Raw genomic sequence first — 22,952 nt, forward strand, 5'->3', positions numbered from 1 at the left:
CTCCCAGCTTGGAAAAGGGTCAAACTTAATAACCTTTGCTAACTGTTATTATATCATTTTATAGATAATTATGTCAAAGCTAACTTAAGATCTTAAACTCTATATAGGGTTTAAGCTAGAAAATTGACTTACACAAAGGGCTATGTTTCCAAAGCTGAAGGTAGATTTAAAAACTTTGTGTCAGTCTTAGTGAAGTGTTTTAAGACAACCTTAGAATCTTAGATACTGTTTGAGCAGAGCGAGTTTATCTCAGTTCTTAGGTCGTCTAAAACACAAGCTTTAGACTGACTAAAAGTTTTTAACGGACTAAAGCTTGGAAACATAGTCCGGGGTGTAAGTCAATTTTCTGCCTTTGAACCCTATATATCGTTTCCGACTAGTGCACTAAAATTATCTTCCATCTGTTTTTCCATTTCCTCAAAGGTCAGTTTTTTCATCTCACCTAGTCTTTTCATAATCCTTAAAACTAATTTGGGCATTCCTATATTACCACTTAGCCATTCTTCTGCTCCCGGACCATCAGTTTCTACAAACATTTTATCTACAGGTACAATTGTTGCTATTTCTCTTATAATATCTGAATAAAAAAGCTCCGTACTTATTGTAAAATAGTATCCTCTATCTATCATTTTATATAACACATTCTTAGGGCCAGAATACCAGTGAACTATTACTCTACTCATTGAATACTTATCCAAAAGCTTTAAAACCTCTTCCTCAGCACCTTTAGTATGGATATTTATAACCTTATTTAGCCGCTTAGCTTCACGTAAGAAAAATTCGAATACTTTCATTTGTGATTCAAAACTTGTTTTATCTTCCACCCAAAAAAAATCTAGGCCTATCTCTCCAATAATTGGAGTTTCCTCTATATAAGGAATGAGCGTCCATAAGTCTCTTTCACAACCTTTTGCTTTCCATGGGTGTATCCCAAAAGTAGGCACTATATAAGAACACATTTCAGATATTTTCTTACTTTTTATATAAGATTCCATATCCATGGAATTAGCTATACTCAATATTTTATTTTCATTTATTTCCTTTATAGCCCTTTTTAAATCCTCTTTACTATATTGATCTATATGAGTGTGAACATCTATTAACATGCTATTTATATCCTCCTGTTGTTTTCACATTATAATAATATGTATAATTATATTATACACACCATTTGACATATATATTGAGTTTTATGAAAATTATGGTATAATTAAAACTGATATTAAATAGTAGCTTAAACAAAATAATAGTCAAACTTAATAAAGGCAAACTTATCTAAAGGTAAGGACGCAAAGCCATGAGTCTAAAGGATATTTTCCCATGATTGTCAGGTTGCTAGGTTAACGCTGTTTAAAAATAGCATCGCTTAGCATTGCTATTTTTTGTTTTTGCAGCAAATTACTAGGGGGAGTTACTATGCATAAAAATGTACATATAATTGGAGTGGGAACATATCATCCCAACAGACAATTGGACAATCACTATTTCGTTGAACACTTTAAAAAATATCAACTTGAAGATCATGCTGCAGCACTTATGGGTAAGTTAGGCAGAGAAATAAGAGCTCTTGCTGACAAAGGTGAAACTAGTGTTACCATGGCAGTTCAAGCCTCTAATCAAGCTTTAGCCAGCGCAGGGTTATCTGCATCTGATATCGATATGATTATCTCAGTATCAGATACGCCTGAATATTTATCACCTTGCTGTGCTCTTTTAATTAAAAATCAACTTAAAGCAGAGAATGTTTCATCAGTTTTTGATGTTAACTGTAATTGTATAGGTATGATAACAGGTATAGATATAGCAGCAAGATATCTTAAGACTGACAATAAATATAAGAAAGTATTAGTTGTTGGATCATTATTAATAAGTAAACTAGCTAGAGAAGATGATATGGTAGCCTTTGGTTGTTCTGCCGATGGTGCTGCTGCAATAATTCTTGAGAAAAGAGAAGAAGAGGAAGAAAGAGGTATTTTGGGTTCTAGAATGTTTACAGATGATTCCTACTATTGGTCCGTAACCATGCCCGGATGCGGAATGTCAAATACTCCTGATAACAGTATAGATTCAGAAGATAAAAAAATGCTTTGGAAACCCTTCGATTTTAGCTTTCTTTCAGAAAAATGGAGTGAAACAATTACAAAACTTTTACAGGACTACGGATACGTTCCTGATGACGTTAATCATTATTTTATGTCACAATTTTCACGGGTAGATCTTGAGTTAACCTTAGATAAACTAGGCGCCGATATAAGCAAGGCAACCTTTGTTGGAAATAAATATGGGTATACTGGGTGTACAAGTCCTATTATGGCTTTAGATGACAGATTAAAATATAAAAAATTTAATAGAGATGATATAGTTGTATTCTGCTCTGTGGCCTCTGGATACAGTATAGGAACCTTACTGTATAAATGGTAATAATTTTAAGGAGTTGAGTAGTTATATGCAAACCAATTCAAACACTATAATTAAATATCAAGAACAAACATTAAAATTCGTTATAATTATCTATTCTATAAGTGCGTTGCTAGCAGGATCAATGTTTCCTATAATGAAACTATTAAGATTATATAATGAGGTTAGTTGGCCTTATTTAATTGCACTATTTTTACTAGGTATTTTTGAAATAGTTATTCTCAATGTTATGTATAAGCGAGCAGTTGTAGACGGAAAACTTAATGATAGAGTCTTTAAAAATCTAAAAATGGTTATACTTGCAGCTTCCTATACAAACTGCATATATATGGGCTTAATAATTCCATCTAAAGAGCTTTGGGTAACAGTGTTTTATTTTATTATACTTGGTTCCCTATTTTTGGATAATAAAATGAATATAATTTCTATTATATTAAGTATTGTCTCAGAAATTATAGTGTTTACTATGAATCCTTATACATTACCAAATCAGTTCTTTTTAAGAGAATTGATACTTAGAATAGTTTCTATATTCCTAGTTTCATTTGCTATTATAGCTTTTACTTCTTTTTCATCTAAGCTACTAAAATCTATCGAGAAAAGTGAAGAGGAACTTAAAAAGAGTAATGAAAATATAAGTAATCTATTTAGCAGAACCGCTGAATTTGCCAAATGTTTGCTAAGTTCAAGTGAAACATTAGCTGCTATATCTACAGAAGAAAGTAAAGCTATGGAGGAAATATCAAACACTACTCAAACAATTTCTGAAGATGCAGATAAGCTGTTAAATAATTCTTCTGAAAATACTAGAATACTTAATGAACTTTTGAATGCAAATGAATCTATCTCAACTAAAGCTAAAGATACTGAAAATAATTCTACAAATCTCATTCATTTGTCTAATCAAAATGAAGAAGCGTTAAATGAAACTCTGAATATTATAAGTAGTATAAAAAATAGTGTAGAAAATACATTTGATGCTACAAAGATATTAGAGGAAAAATCTCAACAAATTGATGAAATACTCCTTATAATAAGACAGATATCTGATCAAACTAATCTTCTTGCATTAAATGCATCAATTGAAGCAGCAAGAGCTGGTGAGCTTGGACGAGGTTTTGCAGTTGTTGCAGATGAAATCAGAACTCTCGCTGAAAATACAAGAGAATCGCTAAACGATGTATCATTAATTACTAATGAGTTTAAAGAAAGAGTTACTGAGGTCGAAAATCTTATGACTGAGAACACTGAAAAAATAAGCACTGGAGATGCTATTATAACCAATGCTGTTGAAAATATAAGAGTTATGCTAACTGGATTAAAGAATTCTGGAACAAATATACAAGAAATAAGTAAGCTAACTAATACTCTATTATCAGAAACTCAAAGTGTTGTTGTATTTAATAGCAATATCTGTGAAACTACAAAAGAAACTATAAACAATTTCAATTTAGTTAACAAATCTATAAGTCAAAATTTAGCTATAAGTGAAGAACTAACCAGCAGCGCTGAAAGCTTAAAAAATATTGCTATTGAAATGAATGAATTGATTTCCTAAAATAATAACTCTATGGACATCCATATTACCATTATAGCAAAATGTATTTTTCTTAATAACTAGAAGCATACATTATTTTAACAATAAAAAAGAATCTCCTGTAATTAGTTTTACCGAAAACCTAATTATAGAAGATTCTTTTTATATTTGAAACTATACCAAATTTTAATTTATCCAGGCTAGCTTATTTCACTAACTAACTTGTCTACCTCATTATTAACTCTACTTGAAGCAGTAACCTGAAGTTCTGATAAAGAATTCAACTTATTTGACTCTTCTTTAATATTTTTTATTTCACCGGATAACTGACTTAAAATTTTACTTATTTCTTCACTAAAGCCTCTTGTGCTTTCAGCAAGCTTTTGAATTTCCGCTGCAACTACTGAAAATCCTTTCCCTTGCTCTCCGGCTCTTGCTGCTTGAATTGCCGCATTAAGTCCAAGTATTTTTGTATGCTTAGTCATTTTTTCTACATACTTTATTATTTCGTCTGTTTTGGCAATATGCTCATTTGAATTTTTAGTTGAAATCACTAAAGCATCGCTCACATTATGAATATCTTTAACACTAGTTGATATATCTTTAAGTTCCTTTTGTATTACAGATGAAGTATCATTAATTACTTCCATACTCTTATTAAGCTTTTCCAATGTTTCTATATCTTTTTTCACTAATGTTGTTATTAATAATGCAGCCTTAGAGTTAAGTATAGTAGTCTTGTCACTAAATTTTTCAAATAAAATTTTTGAGACATTCTCATTCCCTGTAACCTCAAGAATTATATCAATATTGTCACAATTTATATCATCCATTGATTTTAAGCATTTAATTCCTAGCTGCTTAGCCAATTTAATTCCTGGTGCATCCATATCTCTATCAACAACGGTTTTAATTCTTATATCACTAATATTACTTAAAGATTGAATAATGCTGTAGCCCCCGTGTCCGGCTCCAACAATAACTATGTTCATAAGCTTCCACCTTTCAAACTATATATTTTAATCATAATTTCAGTAAACCTTTACTTTAGTACAACTTAATTTTATAGGAAATTTAAGGACAATTCAATATTATTAGCTAACTAATAATATAAAGTATGAAAATCCTTCTCCTATTGTCTAATGAGTACTCACTGAGTAAGCGATTCACTCAAAACCAGCGCTCTGAGTAAGCGACTATCTCCAAATCAGAGATTTTGGATGCCTGCTTAAGATTTGGGATATCTACTTAAGATTTTGTATGCTTGCTTAAACGTAAAAATAGCTGAAAAGTAGGCAATTACTTTTCAACTATTTTATTTATAATATTCTTTTCTATAAGCTCACTTCTACTAAAACCTTTTTTAAAGTATCTTATTTGTTTATATTTAACACCAGTCATTTCGAAATCTAACACATCAATTCTGTCTCCGTTATAGACAACTGGCTCCTTTTGTTTTTTTAAGAACACATGTATTTCCAAAAGCCCCTCTCCTCTCTATACCTTAATAGATTTTTCTTTGTCATTAAATTTTCTAACTTTATTTTCAAACCAGGTTCCAATATATATTTTTAGAACTGCCATAATAGGAGAAGCTAATATCATTCCCCATATACCAAATAAGCTTCCGCCAACTGTTATCCCTAGTATAATTAAGAAAGGACTTAATCCTATCTTGCCACCAACAAGTTTAGGTTCCAAATACAATGAATCAAACTGCTGAAGCAATATTAAAAATAGCAAAATCCAAAAGGCTTTCTTAGGGTCATAAAATAGATTTATTATAAAAGGTGGAATCATACCTATAAATGGTCCAAAATAAGGTATCATGTTTGTTATAGCTACTATTATAGATATAAGCAATGCATATGGAGACTTAAATAAAATTAGTCCAACAAAACCTATAAGACCTATTATTAATGACTCTATAACTTTTGTACCTATATATAAACTTATTATATTATTTACATTCTTAAAAAAATCTATTATATAACTTGAATATTTTTCTTTAAAGGTTATACATGTCAAATTTTTAGCTATGCTTTTAAAATTCTCTTTATCAGCTAATATGTATATGGATATTACTAATCCAAATAGTATATTTACTAAAGAACTAGTAAAGGATATGGTCTTTGACAAGATTATATTTAACCAATTAGATGTAAAAGAACCAAATTTTTTCACTAAAGTACCTGCATTACTCTTTATAAAATCACTAGAATTAATCATCGTACTAGCTGTATGACTATATATCCATTTATAAAATTCTGATGTAAAATCAGGTACATTTTGAATAATCTCCATCACACTGCTAAATATTTTAGGAAGCAGCACCATGGAAAAAATCACTATCACTCCGATTATAAAAGCATATGTAATTAGTATGCTCTGTCCCCTTTTTAAGTTTAACTTTTTTTCTAAGAAGACCATTATAGGATTTAACATATACGCTATTATAAAAGCTAAAATAAATGGCGATAAAATTTTTGCTGCAGTGCCTATTATTGATAATATATTTTTATAATTTAAAATTAATTCAATACCTACAAATGATATAATTATAGCAACTATTAGATCAAAATACTTAATTTTATCTTTATTAAAAAACAAAAGATATCCCTCCTTGAAATTATAAAAATGATATATTAAATAATATATCATTTTTATAACTACTTTTCAATTATTTATTCTAATTTTATAGGTTTTTTAAAACCATTTATATTATAAAGCATTAATATAAGATTAAATAAGTTTTATATGCTTTCTTTATTTTCCTCGTAGTTTACACTTTACCATATGTTTCCTATATGGTAAAATAATTAAACAATGTGTATTAGAAAGGGGTATATAAATTGGATAAAAATGCAAAGCAAGCAATACAGTCCCTTGTTTTAACCTGTGTTGCTTTAAGTCTTTATTACTTTTCAAGTATATTAAATGTTACCTGTCTTCCCACTAATAAAGTATATGCTAGTTCTGAAATAAATGATAATATTTATAGTAACCCAACTATATTATGCCAGGATAGTTTATCTAATGAATCAAATATAATTCAAGTTAAGAAACAAATACCTGTATACAGTAGTCCATCTAACTTAAAGGCGTTTATTGGCTTTATACAAGATCAGCAAGTTAAAATACTAAACAGGGAAGATTCCTTTTATTATATTGAATATAATTCTGGAGATAGTATTTGCAGAGGATATATTCAGGAAAAATACTTAGCTTTAAATTTGCAAATACCAAAAGCTGATTACAGCAGAAGTAGACAATCAGTTCGTTTAAATAAATCTACTACAATATATACTGGACCTTCTGATAAATATACAAAAATAGATAAAGTAAATGGACAAGATATAATCCTATTATCAAAGGAAAGTAACTGGTATTTCATAGAGTACACTTATTCAAGTAATACTAAAAGAGGATATATTACTACCGATAGTATTACTAATTTATCTATTGCTACTCCGACGGCTTCAACAAATTCAACTCCTTTAGATGAAAAAATGAAGACACTATTTAATACTGCAGAATCTGAAATAGGTTTTATGGGGTCTGGTAAAGATAATAATACTACAAAATATGGATTATGGTATGGAGTTGATAATATCCCTTGGAGTGCAACCTTTATTAGCTGGGTTTCAGACCATTCCAATCTCAAAGATATAATTCCTAAAACAGCATATTGTTCTGATAGTTTAAATTGGTTTAAAAGCAGAAAGCTATGGGGAGATACTCCTAAGGTAGGAGCAATTATTTTCTTTAAGAATCAAGATATTGATTATATGGGAATTGTTCAATCATTAAATAATGATAATACAATAACTGTGTTAGTAGGTGGATATCCCGTTAATAATTCAAAACAAGTTACAAAAATAACTATGGAAAGTAAAGATAATTCAATAATTGGTTATGGGTATCCTCAGTATTCCTTATCTGGACTTGGTTATTATGAAGAAAGTGGACATGCCGTCGTGTATAGTGGACCTTCAGATCAGTATGCACAAACAGGACAAATTGATAATGAAATGGTGAAGATATTAAATGAGGAAAATAATTATTTATTTATTGAATACAATCTTTCGGGAATAAAAAGTAGAGGCTATATTAATTCGAACTATGTACCCACAGACTCAAAAATCACAACAGCTAATTATAATGACAAGAAACTAGGTAAGGCTACTAAACTTATAACTGTATATAAGGGGTCCTCAACAAGCTATACTACCGATGGTTTCATAGAAAATCAAGAAGTAGCAATTTTAAATAAGGAAGATAACTGGTATTTCATTGAATATACTAATGAAAATATCAAAAAAAGAGGATATGTTTCAGCTGATTACGTAACAATAGTTGTCCCACCTAGTAAAAATACGATAAAAGAAGGTAACAACAATTGTGAAACCATAGATGGTAGAAAATATATTTATAAATTTACAAATTCAATAATAACCTCTTATGATCACCAAGGCTATGCTGCCGCAGGAGAAAACTATTATTGTGATGGAAGCGGCAATATAGTTGCTGCACATAATATGAGAGCAGGAACAGTTATCTATATTCCCGACTTAAAATATATAAATTCAACAGGCATTTTTACCGTTGGAGATACAGGGGGACCATTCTTTGATTTTGATATAAACACTACCCAAAATATAGATAAAGGTTCTCACGATGTTTATGTATTAAGTTGGGGAGATGGTCCAATGATGCAATCCTTTGAAGCAGCTAAAGAAGAACAAATAAGGTATGGACAATGGAATAGATTTAAAAAAATGTATGAAAACTATACCTTCCAAACGGAAAACTTTAGACAACCATAAATAGAAATATGGGAAAATAGCTCAACTTTCGAGTCAATTTTCCCATAGAAATATTATCTATTTTAAGTTATCTGGGTTTAGCCCCTTTAATTCATCAACTACAAATAAACCGTCTTTTCTTATTAATACGTCATCAAAATAAATTTCTCCACCACCATATTCAGGTCTTTGTATATATACTAAGTCCCAATGCACTGAAGACTTGTTTCCATTAAAGCAATCATCATAAGATGCTCCTGGTGTAAAGTGGATTGATCCCGCTATCTTTTCATCAAATAAAGTTTCTTTCATTGGCTTTAATATATATGGGTTAACTCCTATTGCGAATTCTCCTACATATCTTGCACCTTCATCTGTATCAAATACTTTATTTATTCTTTCTGTATCATTTGCTGTAGCTTTTACTATTTTACCATCTTTAAATTCAAGTCTTATATTTTCATAAGTGAATCCATTATATACTGCTGGAGTATTATATGTAATATAGCCATTAACAGAGTCCTTTACTGGAGCTGAATAAACTTCTCCATCTGGAATGTTTAACTTTCCATCACATTTTATAGCATTTAGTCCTTTTATAGAAAATCTTAAATCTGTTCCCTCTCCTTTTATATGCACTTTATCAGTTTTGTTCATTAACTCAACTAATGCATCCATAGCCTTTGACATTTTACCATAATCTAAATTGCATACATTAAAATAGAAGTCTTCAAAGGCCTCTGTGCTACTTCCTGCTGCTTGAGCCATAGCCGGCGTTGGGTATCTTAAAACTACCCATTTAGTTTTAGGAACTCTTATCTCACCATGAACTGGCTGCCAAAACTTTTTCATAACTAGAGACATATTTTCACCAGGTACATCAGAGGTTTCTGTTAAGTTGCTTGGAGCTCTGAGCCCTATATATGCATCCATATCAGACATTCTCGCAGCTTCATATTTTGCCATCATTTCTAGCTGTTCTTCATTGCAGCTCATGTATAACTCTCTATCAATTTCTGGTAACTTATTTGTTACAAAGGGAATTCCTCCAGCTAAATAAGTTTGCTTTATTAATTCAAGAGTTAAAGGATTTGGTGTTCCTATAGTTTCTATTAAAACCTTTTCACCCTTTTGAATACTACAAGAGTAATTAATTAAATTCTTTGCAAGTGTTATTATTCTTGGATCTTTCATAACAGTTCCTCCATTTTTAAGTTTTTTAACATGACCTTAGTATAAACATATATAAATAATCATATTACATACATTATAGTATATTCACTCTTTTTAATCAAAAATATAAACAAAATTCTTAGCTTTATTTGTTAATATTGCCTAAATATGAATTTTCCTATTTTAGAACATATATTAACTTTTTATAAACAATGGTAATTTAATATTAATTCTATTGCTTTTCATAAGGCAATATCATATCATATATTTCTGGGTAATAAATACCATTTTGAAAAGGAGGAAACTTTTTAATGCATTTAATAGAGAATTTTAAAGTAAAAACTAAGCTTATTTGTACCTTTTTAATCGTAGCAATACTTATTTGCATTGTTGGAATAATAGGTATGAGCGGTCTAAGCAAAACCGCAAAAAATTCAGAGGAAATGTATAATAATAACCTTCAATCCGTTTATATTATGACTGATTTAAAAGAAAACTTAGCAGAAGTTCAAATGGACATTCAAGCACTAATTTTTGTTAAAGATTCTTCTAAAAAGCAGCAATTAGAAGATAGCATTAAGAAAATTGAAATTGAAAATAATGATTACCTGAAAAAATATGAAAGTATTTATATGTCTGATAAGGAAAAAGAGATCTACGGAAAGTTTAAGCAAGAATTTCAAGATTATGGATCCAAGTGTGAAAATTTGCTTAAGCTTATCAATGAAGAAAAGTATTCTGAAATCCTAGTACCATATCAAGATATTTCTAAAGTAACTGATACCTTGATGGCTCAAATGGACAACTTGATTAAGGATAACTTAGACAGTGCTAACGCTGCTAATGCTAATAATCACTCAGTATTTGTTGGTTCAAATACTTTAATACTTATAATTATGATTGCAGGTATAGGACTCTCAATACTTTTAGGTCTTATTGTAACTATGGACATAACAAAACCACTATCAAAAATAAAAATATATGCTGAGAGTATTTCTAACTATGATTTCTCCACTGAATGGAAAGTTTCGAGAAAAGATGAATTCGGCCAAACCATTTCTGCCTTATCTAGTGCTCAGGAAAATGTTCGCAGGTTAATAAAAGATATAATAGAAAATTCATCGGTTATAAATGAATCCAGCAATGAACTTTCCAAAGCAACAAAAGAAATTGCACATGGTCTAACAATTATAGACGACTCAGCACAAAAAATAGGCAGCATAACCCAAGAGTCTAACGCAGCAACTGAGGAAATCAGTGCGTCAATAGAAGAAGTAAACTCCAGTATAGGAGAACTGGCACAAAAAGCAACGGATGGAAGTACTAATGCAAGTGAATTTAAAGTTCGAGCTTCTAACGTTCATAAGAATGCCCAGAGCGCCATTGAAAATATAAATAATATGTATGATGAAAAACAACTCAATATAATTAAATCTATTGAGGAAGGTAAAGTAGTTAGTGAAATTAAAGTTATGGCTGATGTTATAGCCGGTATTGCGTCTCAAACAAATTTATTGGCATTAAATGCTGCAATAGAAGCAGCCCGTGCTGGCGAACAAGGAAAAGGATTTGCAGTGGTTGCTGAAGAGGTCAGAAAATTGGCTGAACAGTCTTCTCAAGCTGTATCAACAATTCATAATACTATTTCTAAAATTCAAAATGCCTTTGATAATCTTTCTGAAAACAGCAGCGAGATTCTAAAGTTCATGAACTCTAAGGTTGTTCCTGAATTTAGTACATTTGTATCTATAGGAACACAATACAGTAGTGACGCTGATTTTGTAAATGGTATGTCTCAGGAGCTTGCATCTATGTCAGAAGAAATAGACGCAACAATTACTCAGATATCTGAAGCAATACAAAATGTATCTAGTGTCTCACAAAGATCCTCAGAAGGCTCTAGTGATATAATAAATAATCTTAACAAAGTAACTAATGCGATGTTAGAGGTGTCTAATTCTGCTATGAGCCAAAAAGAAGTATCCGATAAATTACTTCAATTAGTTGAGAAATTTAAAATATAGATTTATATAAAAATTAAAATAAACACTATCAGCTTATTAAATCTAGATAAGCTGATAGTGTTTGCTTTATAATACTTCTATTTTTCTCAGTAGTTATAGCTAATTTTTTTTAAAAATAAGACCTATGTAGTAATTAAATGTTAATATTCGATTACTACAGCTGTTCCAGATACTGTTACCATAAGCATTCCGCCGCCTTGACCAAGAACTTCATAGTCAACATCTACTCCAACTACAGCATTAGCTCCCATGGATTGCGCTCTTCTTTTCATTTCCTCTATAGCATTATCTCTTGCATTAATTAACTCGTCTTCATAGGTTTGAGATCTTCCACCAACTAAATCTCTTATTCCAGCCATAAAATCTTTAACAAAGTTTATCCCTGAAATAACCTCTCCAAAAACTACTCCCTTATACTCTACTATTTTCTTTCCCTCAATTTGCGGTGTTGTTGTAACTATCATAATTTACCCTCCCATAATATAAATATGCAATTTTTTCTAAGACAATAATACCATATCTAAAATATTATCGTCAAGTATAATATATTATATTTAATTAATTTTAATATCACAATATAAGTTATTAAATAACCTTTACAAAAGCACTTATTAGTTTATTCTAATTTTTTATCTTTTCTTTTGCCGCACTAGTTGCATATAGAACACAGGTAATAAGTCCTACAATCCAGTGGATGCCAAAGACTGCTCCCCATAATCCATATAACTTCAACTTATTAAAATACTTTTTAGCAAAGGAGTTAAACAATTCTTCAATTTCTCTAGGCTCCATATAATTAATCTGCTGCTCTGTAATTCCTCTAAAGTCAATAGTACTTATAATCTTAGAAAAATTCTGTGAAGCACTATCTAAAATTGAGTTAATTACTATTTGAGATAGATTATCCTTTGTAGAAGCATCAATAATATTTAAATCATTCCCTATAATATCATTTATTATGTTCTGTACTGTATTTCTTATTTCTGCATCTAATTCTTTATTCTGCAGTATATCTTCTAATACATTTAATGCGCATACATTAAACTCCCTTAGATCTAATAATTCACTACTTTTCTTTTGTTTTAACACATTAGATAATTTCTGTATAAACTGTGCAATGCTATCTTTCATAGAGTTGCTATTTGAAATTGTTGTACATATCTTATAGGATATGTCCTCAACATATTCATTATCTATTCCTTTTACAAGCCCATTAACTTTTATTGATAATACTAACTCTTCTAAAATTTTATAGGTAAGCTTTGCATATTCATTTGTTAGCTTTTGCTTTTTTTCAACAATATTATCTTTTAATTCCCCGGAAATAAAGTTTAATTCTTCTTCAAAAACTTCTATTATATCTTCAATTTTATTAATAGATAAAACGCTTAAGTATTCTCTTAATTTAATATCAGTTATCCAATTAAACATACTGTCTGTAATTTTAATAATTTTATCATTTAATCTAAAGTCATTTTCATCAATAAAATTATTAATAACTTCTAAAACTTCTTTATGTTGAAGTCCTATATTTAAGTTTCCAACAGTACCATTGTAAATCTTATTGTCAATAAAACTACCTAATAGTTCGTTAAGCTCCCCTTTTTTAGATTCAATGAAGGCGGGGAATTTATCATTTACAAGATCATCAACAACAGAAGCTACTATTTTATCTCCACCAAGCATGTTGTATCCCATTAGTTCAAAAAAGTTTAAACTTTCCTTTGTTGTAGTAATGGCAACTTCTGAAATAACCTGCCTGTTATTGCTTAATCCACTTACAATAGCTTTTACTGTGTTATCCATTATATAGCTAAAATTACTTTCTATTATGTTTGTTAAAGCTCCACCAAATAACTCTCCTATTTTTCTATTAGGATTGAGCTCTTTTGACGTAATGCTTTCTATCCAATTTAAAATTTTAGTTCGTGTTTCTTTTGAACTAACTTTATCACTTATTAATTTTCCAAAATAACTTTTCCACTTGATAACATTTTCTGGACTAATCATTTCATTAACTGAATTATTGATTACATTTTCGTACTTATATGAGAGCATCATCAATAACTCATTTCTTTTATCATCTCTGTTCGTATATGATAATAACTTATCTATTTCTTCTTCAACTTTGTTAGTCAGCTGTTGCTCAAAAGACTTTCTAAACTGCTCTGGAATTATTCTTGAAATCTCTTTATCGTATCTAAAAATACTCTCTAACCCATCATATATCTTCATATTAGAGTTTCCTATTTTAGATAATACCTTTTCCTTTAATTGTTTTTCAATTTCAGAAAAATCTATATTAGCAATATCCAAATTATCAGCCTTATTAGTCAGAGAATCAGATATGCTACTTTTATTTCTTTCAATTAGCTTTTTAATATATTCAAAAGCTTTATCACTAATAACATATGAATGGCTATCTAAAAAATCTACTACTATCTTATAGTTATCCTTTGAGATTAGTTCTTTCAGTGAATTATGAATAGCATCCTTATTTTTATTAAATAGCTCTTCCATGCTGCTTTTTTTCAAAAGCTCTTCATCTACGAAAGTACTCATAGATTTTGCAAACTTAGGCTTTCTACTTACTATAACTCCCGGTGTAAATGGAATTTTAATTCCAAATAGTCTTTTTTCATTATAAGGTTTGAAAAGCATTGCTAGTGCCTGAACGTTAGTAAGCCAACCTACAAATCCATAGACTACTATACTTATAAGTGTAGCTGTTAAATAATTATACTGTGTAACTGAGGTGTCAAAGAAATACATACCTATACCAATTACAGCTCCAAGCATTGCACCAATTACAGTAATTGGCTTCATTTCTTTACCCATGAATTCTTCAATCATCAATTGAAGTTCTTCATCTTTTAAATCATGTAAGTTAGTGGATACAGCCTTTTTTATATTGCCATTTAATATATACTGCAGATTGTTTTTCAGTATTAAAACTATAGAATTTGATAAATTGTCATTAACATCTTCTATATCATTTATTTCATCACATAATATTTTTAAATTCATATCTCTACAGTTTTCTAAACTTTTTTCTGCTTTATTTGATACCTCTTTTACAACTTCATCTAATAAAGTATTTTTAAGCTCATCATTTAATCCACTATACAAATTAAGAGAATAAATAGACTTTTTTAGTTCATCAGAAAGCAAATCTATTATAGTACTTTTATTATCCTGCATTTTCCCTATAACTGTTTTTTTAATGTTAGTATAGTTAGAAGATAAAGTTTCTTCGCTTATAAGTTTTTCAAAACTTATATTGTTAATATCTTTTAACCTTTTAGTAACCTCTGCAGTTATAGTTTTAGTAACTTTTTCTGTGTATATATATTTATATTTTAAAGTACTAGTTATTGATTTTTTAACATGCTTTTCAAAGATATTGACCAAATCTAAGCTGAAGATATCTTTCATTTTTATGTTTAAGAGTCCACAGAAATAATCTTCTGGTATATAGTCAATGTAGTTGGCAAGATTATAATTTATAAAATTCCCAAAACTTTCTTCTGCGAATATCTTATTTTTTTCTAATTTTAATATTATATCTGATACTTTTTCTTCCTTAAGATAAGTAATTATTATTGATGTAACATCTCTACTTATAGAATCTATATCTGCATTATTCTCCAGATATTCAGTAATTTTTGATACTATATCAAATTTATTAGCCACATCATTTAAGAACTTATCTCTAACTAAATTTAAAACATTCTTTTTCATTCCATCGTCAATGGAATCTATAGTATCATCTATTGATTTTTCTATTAGTCTCTCTATATCACTCTTGTTTTTTTCTATCCATAATATTATTTCTTTTACTGCATATTGTAACTTATCCTTGAAAAACTCCTCAAAGTTGTCTTTTAAATCATCGGAAAGCAACTCTAACACAGGCTTATCAATATTTTTCAAAAGATTATGTAATTCTTTGCTAAAGTTATTTATTAATCTTTTTCCTTCATTAGATTCTATAAACCCTTTAATTTTATTTATTAAACTTTTAGATAAATTAATATTGTCTTTATTATTAATAAAATCTATTATTCTTTTTTCTAATAACTTTTCTTCTAATGAACTTAAAATTTTATGAACCTCTAGTGTTTCAAGAGTATTTTCAAAAATCTTATCTATATCTTTATCAAAATTCTCTTTTAAGTCTATATGAAAATTTTTAATATTATCTTCAACATTGCTGCTTATAATTTCTAATAGTTTTTGTCCGAAGAACTCACTAAAACTTATTGATTTATTTTCTTCATAAAATTCCTTTAGAGTCTTCTCTATAAAATCCTCACTATCTAATACCCTTAAAATACAATTATATAATTGTCCACTTATATGTTGAATTTGTTTTTCACTTAATATATCTTTAAAACTTATACTCTCTAGCATCTTATCGAAAACACCGTTTAAGTTTTTATTAGCTGAACTCTGCACAAGTTCTTTAGCATTATTCATTGTTGAATCGAAACCATTTAATTCTCCTAATGTGATGTTAGATGCATTTTGATAAATATGTACGCTTAGTAAGTCATCCACAAAATCTTTGATACTTTCTTTAAAGGATTCCTTTGATAACTCACTGCTTAAAGTCTGATTATTAATTATATCTCTTTCCACTAATGAACTTATATTATTTATAAATTCATCCTTAGTTTTTACTATTACTCCGCCTAATTTAAATTTACCAATTCCATATTCCCTAAATATCATTTTGATAGCTATTGCATTTGTTATATACCCTGTTATGGAACCAGTTAAAACTTCTTTTATTAAATCTAACTGCATAAGGTCCTCCTTATATTATATCTTCATCAAAAAAGCTTCACCTTAATAGTACCTGGTGAAGTTTATTCACTGTTATAATATTACACTTGCTTTATCTTGTCAACGCATACATAGTCTTAATTAACTTATTTAGTGATTTTCTAGATTTTAACTTTGCTAAATAAGTAAAATTTATAGTTGTCTTGTTTTCTATAAATTTATTTAATAATTCACCAACTATACTAATAAAATGATACTATGATATTATATATACCAATAATCTTACTATTTGGAGGTCTATATGTTAATTGATACTCATATTCATGAAAGCAAATATTCTTTAGATAGTGAAATATCCTTAAATGATATAATAAAAAGAGCAAAAGAAATAGGACTAGATGGTGTATGCATAACAGACCATGAAAGTAACGAGATTATGGAAGAGGCACATGCTCTATCAAGATCTACAGGTTTTTTAATATTAGTAGGAGCTGAAATACTAACCTTTGAGGGAGATGTGTTAGTGTTTGGCTTAAAGGACTGGCCTAAAGAAATGATGCATGCTAAAGATTTATTGAAATTGGTTCATGCACACAATGGCGTTGCCATAAGTGCTCATCCATATAGAAACAACAATAGAGGCTTTGGTAATTATATAAGAGAAGCAAAAGAATTGGGTTTATATGGAGTTGAAGCTTTTAACGGAAGTACAGACCCACATCAAAACTTATATGCCTATTCTCTAGCCACTGAGCTTAACCTGACCTGTATAGGCTCTAGCGATGCACATGTTATTGAAAAGATAGGAACATATGCTACTGTATTTCCTGATGGAATAAGAGATGAAATAGATCTTATAAATGCAATAAAAGAAGGAAACGTATGTCCTGCCATACGTCAGGATAATGGATTTAAACATATAGATATTTACAATAAAGTCATTAACAACTTACCTTATGATATGTATAAAGCCATTTAAGCATTGTAGGAGCCTAATAGGCTCCTATTTAAAAAAGCTTTTCTATATCTTCAAAAGCACTTTTCCATGACTTTTTATTTATAGATTCTTTAAGCTTCTCACTGATTATCAATTCATTTTCTATTTGTTTCCTTATTGATATACTCAAATTCTTTTCAAACTGTGGTAGATCTTCATTAAAAGGAATATCTATATCTTTTAATCTCGGAAGAGTCACATATTCAATAATTCCACTGTTATTTATAGCACTGCCCATCCATTCTCTTGCTCCAGACAAATCTGTTGAAACTACTTTTAATCCACAAGCCATAGCTTCTATTAATACCAATGGTAAACCTTCATAGAAGGAAGGAAGAACTAATATATCACATTGTCTAAATAACTCTGCTAATTCTTTTTGTGTTATCGCCCCTAATATGTGTATGCTAGCATTGCCATAATAATTTTTACACATATTGATTATATCTGATGCCTCAATTCCCGCTCCTGAACCTGCAAGATAGAGTTCAATATTGGAATATTGATCTTCTAATAATTTTATAGAATTAATTAAAGAAGGTACTCCTTTTGAATAACTCAGCTTTCCTGCATAAACTATTTTTATCTTATCGGAATGAGACTTATTTTCATACATGTAAAAAACATCCGGGTTAAAGCCTGTCCCTGCAATTTTTATATTATTTTCACTTATACCATATTGCTTTTTTACCAGCTCTTTTTCACTGTTATGAGATGTAACAATCTTCTTTAAATTGCTGCAGCTCTCTGTAACATATTTAATTACTCCTCTAGAAAATTCACTATTTATATATTTAAAGCATTCCAGCTGTCTTAAATCTGTCCCGTGACAAAAGGCTAATATATTTTTATCTGGATACATTTCTGCAACCAGTGAAGTCAATAGCCATAAGTGATGGCATATTATTATATCCGGTTCAAACTCATCAACAGCTCTCTTTATAACCTTTGAAAAAGCATTTTTCCATCTTTCAAACATATCAAAGGATAAATCCCTATATCTAGTACTTTCATAAGGCATTACATCGCTCATTCCAACAATATGAAAAGGTAATTCTTTTGTATCAAATACTACTTGATAAAATTTAACATCTATTTTTGTATTAAAACAAATTTTACTATCCTTATCTGATATTCCTGCAATTACAGCCTGTCTATATTGTTTTTCATCACCTTCTTTAACAAGAGCCTGCAGATATACTCCGCTTCCTGTTCTATCTGGTCTTTGTGCTATTATATTTAATATCTTTTTCATCAAACCCTCCATAAAGTTAAACTTACTTCAGATAAACATCTTTCTTCTTTTGACTAAATACTACAATACATTAACATTTCTGTAAAGCAAATTTCGCCAATTTTTCCCTTATTACTTAGCTCTATGTCAGTTAAATCATTGAATTATTAACTTTTTATTTACAATATATTCATTTCTTTATCCAAACTTAATGATATAATATATCCTGTAAAAACTTAACAATATATATACCTTTTAGGAGTGATATAATTGAATTCTTTCTTGAAGAAGTCTATTCTAACTTTAACAATATCACTATTAATTACTGGCACTGTTTATGCTGAACCAATGAAAAATATTGAAAATATACAAATAAATATTGAAAAGTTAGATAATAGTATAGAAACTGTAATGAAAAAAATTGATGATAACAACAAAGAGATATTAGCTACTGAAAATGACATTAAAGTTACAGAAAAAGAACTTAAAGATGTTGAAAATGATCTAAACAAAGAAAAAAATTTATTCAATAATAGAATAAGAGCAATGTATATAAATGGTTTTGACAGCTATTTACATACATTACTTAAATCTAAAGACGCTAAAGATTTACTTTCGAACTCGGATGCAGTTAAAAGAATAGTAGATTTAGATGCAAGTATTATTAATAAGTATAAGAATAAAAAAGACTTAATGAGCAGCAAAAAAGAAACTTTAATCGCTAAAAATAAAGTATTAGCATCATTAAAAGCAGATAACGAAAAAGAGTTAGCTCAGTTAAATAAAAATAAAGAGGAGCAAAAGAAACTTTTATTTGAAGCTGCCGGATACTCCGATGATCCAGCTCTAGTAGCAGATGCGCTTAAATATATCGAAAATATTAAACAGAACTCATCTGTGGCCGCTTTTGCAAATGAGAAATCTACTTTGACTTCTGATAATATTATAGCCTATGCTTCTGATTTTTTAGGAACTCCTTATGTATGGGGAGGAACCTCTCCAAAGCCTGGTTTTGATTGCTCTGGTTTCGTTCAATATGTATATGAACATTTTGGAGTGCATATCGGAAGGACTACTTATGATCAAATAAAGGATGGAACTGAGGTATCATTAGATAAGCTAAAGCCTGGTGATTTAGTTTTCTTTGGTACAAAGCAAGATCCGCATCATGTAGGTATGTACATAGGCTTCGGAGCATATATCCATGCACCACATACAGGAGATTTCATCAAAATTTCACCATTAAACAGAAGTGATTACTTAACAGCTAGAAGAGTTATGCCGCTATAAGAAAAGTAACTAGAAAGTTAATTTATACAAAGTAACATGTTTCCAAGCTTTAGACTAACTAAAAGTTTTTAACGGACTAAAGCTTGGAAGCATATTCGGTCCTATAGATTAACTTTCGATCTTTACGATTATTTTTGTCTTCGAGCAACCATTTCAACTTCCACTTGAGCTCCAAGAGGTAATGAGGCCACCCCAATTGTAGTCCTAGCAGGGTATGGCGTAGAAAATTTTGTAGAATATACTTTATTCATCTCTGCAAAATTATTCATGTCAGTTAGGAATACATTTACTTTTACAACCTCATCTGGTGTCAAACCAGCAGCTTTTAAAACATTAAACAAATTTTTAAAACACTGTTCAGTTTGTGCAGAAATATCTCCTTCTACAAGCTTTCCGGTTTCAGGATTTATAGGGGTTTGTCCAGAAAAATATACATGTTCACCAGATTCAACAGCATGTGAATAAGGTCCAACGGCAACAGCACCTTCAGCACTAAAAGCTTTCCTTGTCATAGTAAAACTCCTTTCAAACTTCAAATATAGAATTAAACTCTTCGTTATGTATCTATTTTAGTATAAAATAAGCATGTTAAATTTTCAACCATATTATTACACATAATATATATTGTGTAAAAACAAATAGCATCTATTAATAAAGAAGTCTTAAATACATATAGATACATTCAAACTAGATATCTATAATCCTCAAGACTTCTGACTTTGTACTTTATATAATTTTTCTGTTATCCATGTAGTAAAAATCATTTTTATAGCTTATCTTAATAAATTCTGGAACTCTATTAGTAAATATGGTTAGGTACTTAAACCCTGCTTCTCTTGCGTTTTCTATAGCTATATCTAATCCTTTAGCTACATCCTGTGCATAATGTGAATCTGAACCTATAGTCAGTATCTCACCACCTAATTCACGATAAAGCTTCAATACGTCTATTCCTGGCATTGTTTCCTTTGGCGACTGTCTTAGTCCTGAGGTATTTATCTCAATACCTTTCCCTTGTAAAATAAGAATATTAAAAACTTCTTTTAACAATTCTTGCTGTGTAAGCAAAGAAACTCTTCTTTTATAGCAGTCTGTACTATATCTTTTTATTAAATCTATATGACCTACACAATCGAAATCAGCTTGGCTTACAAGCTGTTTTAACTCATTAATATAAGCACTACAGGCATTTTCTAGAGGCACATTTTTATAATCAAATTCGCTAAAGTCTGTGTCATCTGAAAGCTTATGAGCAGAGCCGATAACATAATCATAGGGCATTGAGTTAACTATCGACTTAGAACTATTTAAAAAATGCTGTGGTTGACCAAGTTCTATGCCCATTTTTATTTTAAGTTTTCCATTAAATATCTCTCTTATTTTTTCTATTTCTAATTTATATTCATTGGGTTTATATTCAGAGTAATTTTCATTTCTCCTTGTTGGCTCAAAATGATCTGTTATAGCAATTTCTTTTAATCCCTTTTCTACTGCACTTTTACATACTTCAAGAATAGTATTATTACCATCAGTTGAATAGGTAGTGTGAATATGATAATCATATAAATAATTCATTTTTTGCCTCCCTTATTTAAATATCCTGATTCACCTATATCTTAGCATTAATACATTTAGTTCCTGTTATATTATTGTAAATTGTGTATTAAGACTATATAATTTTAATAATTGTGTTTTAATGTTAATATATTTGCTTGCTAAGTAAAAAATGGTGACAGCTAAACATCATTGCTGTCACCATTTTTTTAATAATTTATATACTCTTAAGCTGCAGATTTATTACTCTCTTTACTATCATCTTTTTCTTTGGATATATACCAGTAGGCAAGTCCTATAAAAATTGCTCCTCCCACTATGTTTCCTAGCGTTACAGCAGTTAAATTATGAACATATGCTCCTACTGAAATATTCGCCTTATGTGGTATCATTAATGCAATTGTAAGCAATGTCATATTAGCTACACAGTGTTCAAAACCAGAGCTTATAAATGCATATAAACACCAAAAGATCATTATAAGTTTTGCTGTTTCATCTTTTAATTTATAATAAGCCCATACTGCAAGACAAACTAAAATATTACACATTATTCCTCTAAAAAATAATTGCATGAAGTTTGGAGCCATTTTTCCTGCAGCTCCCTTTAATATAAACTCAGCAGTATCTCCCTGTGCAAGACCGGATCCTACAAAGATAGCTGCAATTATCACAGATCCAATAAAATTCCCAATGTAGCTAGTAGCACATATATTCCATACTGATTTCCAGTTTACTTTTTTCTCTAAAACTCCCAATGGCATAATTAAGGTATTGCCTGTAAATAGGTCTGAGCCACAGGCAAGCACTAAACTTAGTCCTACTCCAAAGGAAGCCCCCATAACAATTTTTGCTGCAGGTGAGTGCGCTGCGTATAACATTCCTCCTATTGTATAAATAAATATAATTGCTAAACCAATATACATCCCCGCTAGAGCTGAGGAAACTACGTACTTCATCTTACCCTTTTTAAAAAGCTTGTCCTTTTTTATTGCTGCATCGCTTAACTTACTAATTTCTTCAATGTACAAAGTTATTCATCCTTTCCGATTTATGTATTATATAATTAAAATAAAAAAATAATGTGATTAAAAAATCACATTATAAAAATACACTTACCTATATTAACATCATA

17 protein-coding genes and 1 riboswitch are annotated in these 22,952 nt (G+C 29.6%); of the genes, 6 read left to right on the top strand and 11 right to left on the bottom strand.

All coding sequences use genetic code 11. The features are described 5' to 3' along the window. Positions 1-359 precede the first annotated feature (359 nt). Positions 360-1,106, bottom strand: a complete 747-nt coding sequence (locus tag I6U51_RS16800; RefSeq protein WP_211143724.1) for a TatD family hydrolase — start codon at positions 1,104-1,106, stop codon at positions 360-362. A gap of 148 nt (positions 1,107-1,254) precedes the next feature. Further along, positions 1,255-1,340: riboswitch (cyclic di-GMP riboswitch) on the top strand. Between the two features lie 76 nt (positions 1,341-1,416). Between I6U51_RS16800 and I6U51_RS16805 the strand changes: the two genes are divergently transcribed. Together I6U51_RS16805 and I6U51_RS16810 are read left to right on the top strand one after the other, a co-directional pair. Continuing rightward, complete coding sequence (locus I6U51_RS16805) at positions 1,417-2,421, top strand: ketoacyl-ACP synthase III (protein ID WP_211143725.1); 1,005 nt, start codon at positions 1,417-1,419, stop codon at positions 2,419-2,421. Positions 2,422-2,446: 25 nt separating this feature from the next. Beyond that, positions 2,447-3,976: a methyl-accepting chemotaxis protein gene (locus I6U51_RS16810; protein ID WP_211143726.1), complete on the top strand. Its 1,530-nt coding sequence runs from the start codon at positions 2,447-2,449 to the stop codon at positions 3,974-3,976. A gap of 179 nt (positions 3,977-4,155) precedes the next feature. Here the strand turns inward: I6U51_RS16810 and I6U51_RS16815 are convergent, their stop codons facing one another. From I6U51_RS16815 to I6U51_RS16825, 3 genes are all read right to left on the bottom strand, one after another. After that, a complete protein-coding gene (locus I6U51_RS16815) occupies positions 4,156-4,947 on the bottom strand; it encodes a methyl-accepting chemotaxis protein (protein ID WP_211143727.1) in 792 nt (263 codons plus the stop codon). A 307-nt stretch (positions 4,948-5,254) separates the two neighbouring features. Then, positions 5,255-5,437 carry a hypothetical protein gene (locus I6U51_RS16820; RefSeq protein ID WP_211143728.1) on the bottom strand — a complete coding sequence of 61 codons (183 nt, stop codon included), beginning with the start codon at positions 5,435-5,437 and terminating at the stop codon, positions 5,255-5,257. A 15-nt stretch (positions 5,438-5,452) separates the two neighbouring features. Then, positions 5,453-6,616: an AI-2E family transporter gene (locus tag I6U51_RS16825; protein ID WP_211143729.1), complete on the bottom strand. Its 1,164-nt coding sequence runs from the start codon at positions 6,614-6,616 to the stop codon at positions 5,453-5,455. A 191-nt stretch (positions 6,617-6,807) separates the two neighbouring features. Between I6U51_RS16825 and I6U51_RS16830 the strand changes: the two genes are divergently transcribed. After that, on the top strand, positions 6,808-8,781 hold the full coding sequence (locus I6U51_RS16830) for an SH3 domain-containing protein (protein WP_211143730.1): 1,974 nt from the start codon (positions 6,808-6,810) through the stop codon (positions 8,779-8,781). Between the two features lie 57 nt (positions 8,782-8,838). Here I6U51_RS16830 and I6U51_RS16835 read toward each other — a convergent pair whose 3' ends face one another. Then, positions 8,839-9,954: an aminopeptidase gene (locus tag I6U51_RS16835; RefSeq protein WP_211143731.1), complete on the bottom strand. Its 1,116-nt coding sequence runs from the start codon at positions 9,952-9,954 to the stop codon at positions 8,839-8,841. 290 nt (positions 9,955-10,244) lie between these two features. On the opposite strand from I6U51_RS16835, the gene I6U51_RS16840 reads away from it, so the two are divergent. Continuing rightward, complete coding sequence (locus tag I6U51_RS16840; RefSeq protein WP_211143732.1) at positions 10,245-11,957, top strand: methyl-accepting chemotaxis protein; 1,713 nt, start codon at positions 10,245-10,247, stop codon at positions 11,955-11,957. Positions 11,958-12,097: 140 nt separating this feature from the next. On the opposite strand, the gene I6U51_RS16845 is transcribed toward I6U51_RS16840, so the two are convergent. Further along, the gene (locus tag I6U51_RS16845; protein ID WP_211143733.1) at positions 12,098-12,421 is read right to left on the bottom strand and encodes a putative heavy metal-binding protein; all 324 of its coding nucleotides are present in this window, start codon (positions 12,419-12,421) and stop codon (positions 12,098-12,100) included. 157 nt (positions 12,422-12,578) lie between these two features. Then, complete coding sequence (locus tag I6U51_RS16850; protein ID WP_211143734.1) at positions 12,579-16,766, bottom strand: DUF445 family protein; 4,188 nt, start codon at positions 16,764-16,766, stop codon at positions 12,579-12,581. A gap of 280 nt (positions 16,767-17,046) precedes the next feature. Here I6U51_RS16850 and I6U51_RS16855 point away from each other — a divergent pair, with 280 nt between their 5' ends. Then, complete coding sequence (locus I6U51_RS16855) at positions 17,047-17,724, top strand: PHP domain-containing protein (protein ID WP_211143735.1); 678 nt, start codon at positions 17,047-17,049, stop codon at positions 17,722-17,724. Between the two features lie 28 nt (positions 17,725-17,752). Here the strand turns inward: I6U51_RS16855 and I6U51_RS16860 are convergent, their stop codons facing one another. Beyond that, a complete protein-coding gene (locus I6U51_RS16860; RefSeq protein WP_211143736.1) occupies positions 17,753-18,997 on the bottom strand; it encodes a glycosyltransferase family 4 protein in 1,245 nt (414 codons plus the stop codon). 249 nt (positions 18,998-19,246) lie between these two features. Between I6U51_RS16860 and I6U51_RS16865 the strand changes: the two genes are divergently transcribed. After that, complete coding sequence (locus tag I6U51_RS16865) at positions 19,247-20,266, top strand: C40 family peptidase (protein ID WP_211143737.1); 1,020 nt, start codon at positions 19,247-19,249, stop codon at positions 20,264-20,266. Positions 20,267-20,394: 128 nt separating this feature from the next. Here the strand turns inward: I6U51_RS16865 and I6U51_RS16870 are convergent, their stop codons facing one another. The 3 genes from I6U51_RS16870 to I6U51_RS16880 form a co-directional block, all read right to left on the bottom strand. After that, entirely contained in the window at positions 20,395-20,778 is a 384-nt protein-coding gene (locus I6U51_RS16870; protein WP_211143738.1) for a RidA family protein, read from the bottom strand. A 214-nt stretch (positions 20,779-20,992) separates the two neighbouring features. Beyond that, positions 20,993-21,841, bottom strand: coding sequence for a histidinol-phosphatase HisJ family protein (locus I6U51_RS16875; protein ID WP_211143739.1), 849 nt, complete (start codon positions 21,839-21,841; stop codon positions 20,993-20,995). Positions 21,842-22,047: 206 nt separating this feature from the next. After that, positions 22,048-22,848 carry a formate/nitrite transporter family protein gene (locus I6U51_RS16880; protein ID WP_211143740.1) on the bottom strand — a complete coding sequence of 267 codons (801 nt, stop codon included), beginning with the start codon at positions 22,846-22,848 and terminating at the stop codon, positions 22,048-22,050. Positions 22,849-22,952: the final 104 nt, after the last annotated feature.

Source organism: Clostridium aciditolerans, assembly GCF_016316925.1.
GTDB classification, from domain to species: Bacteria; Bacillota; Clostridia; order Clostridiales; family Clostridiaceae; genus Clostridium_AM; species Clostridium_AM aciditolerans.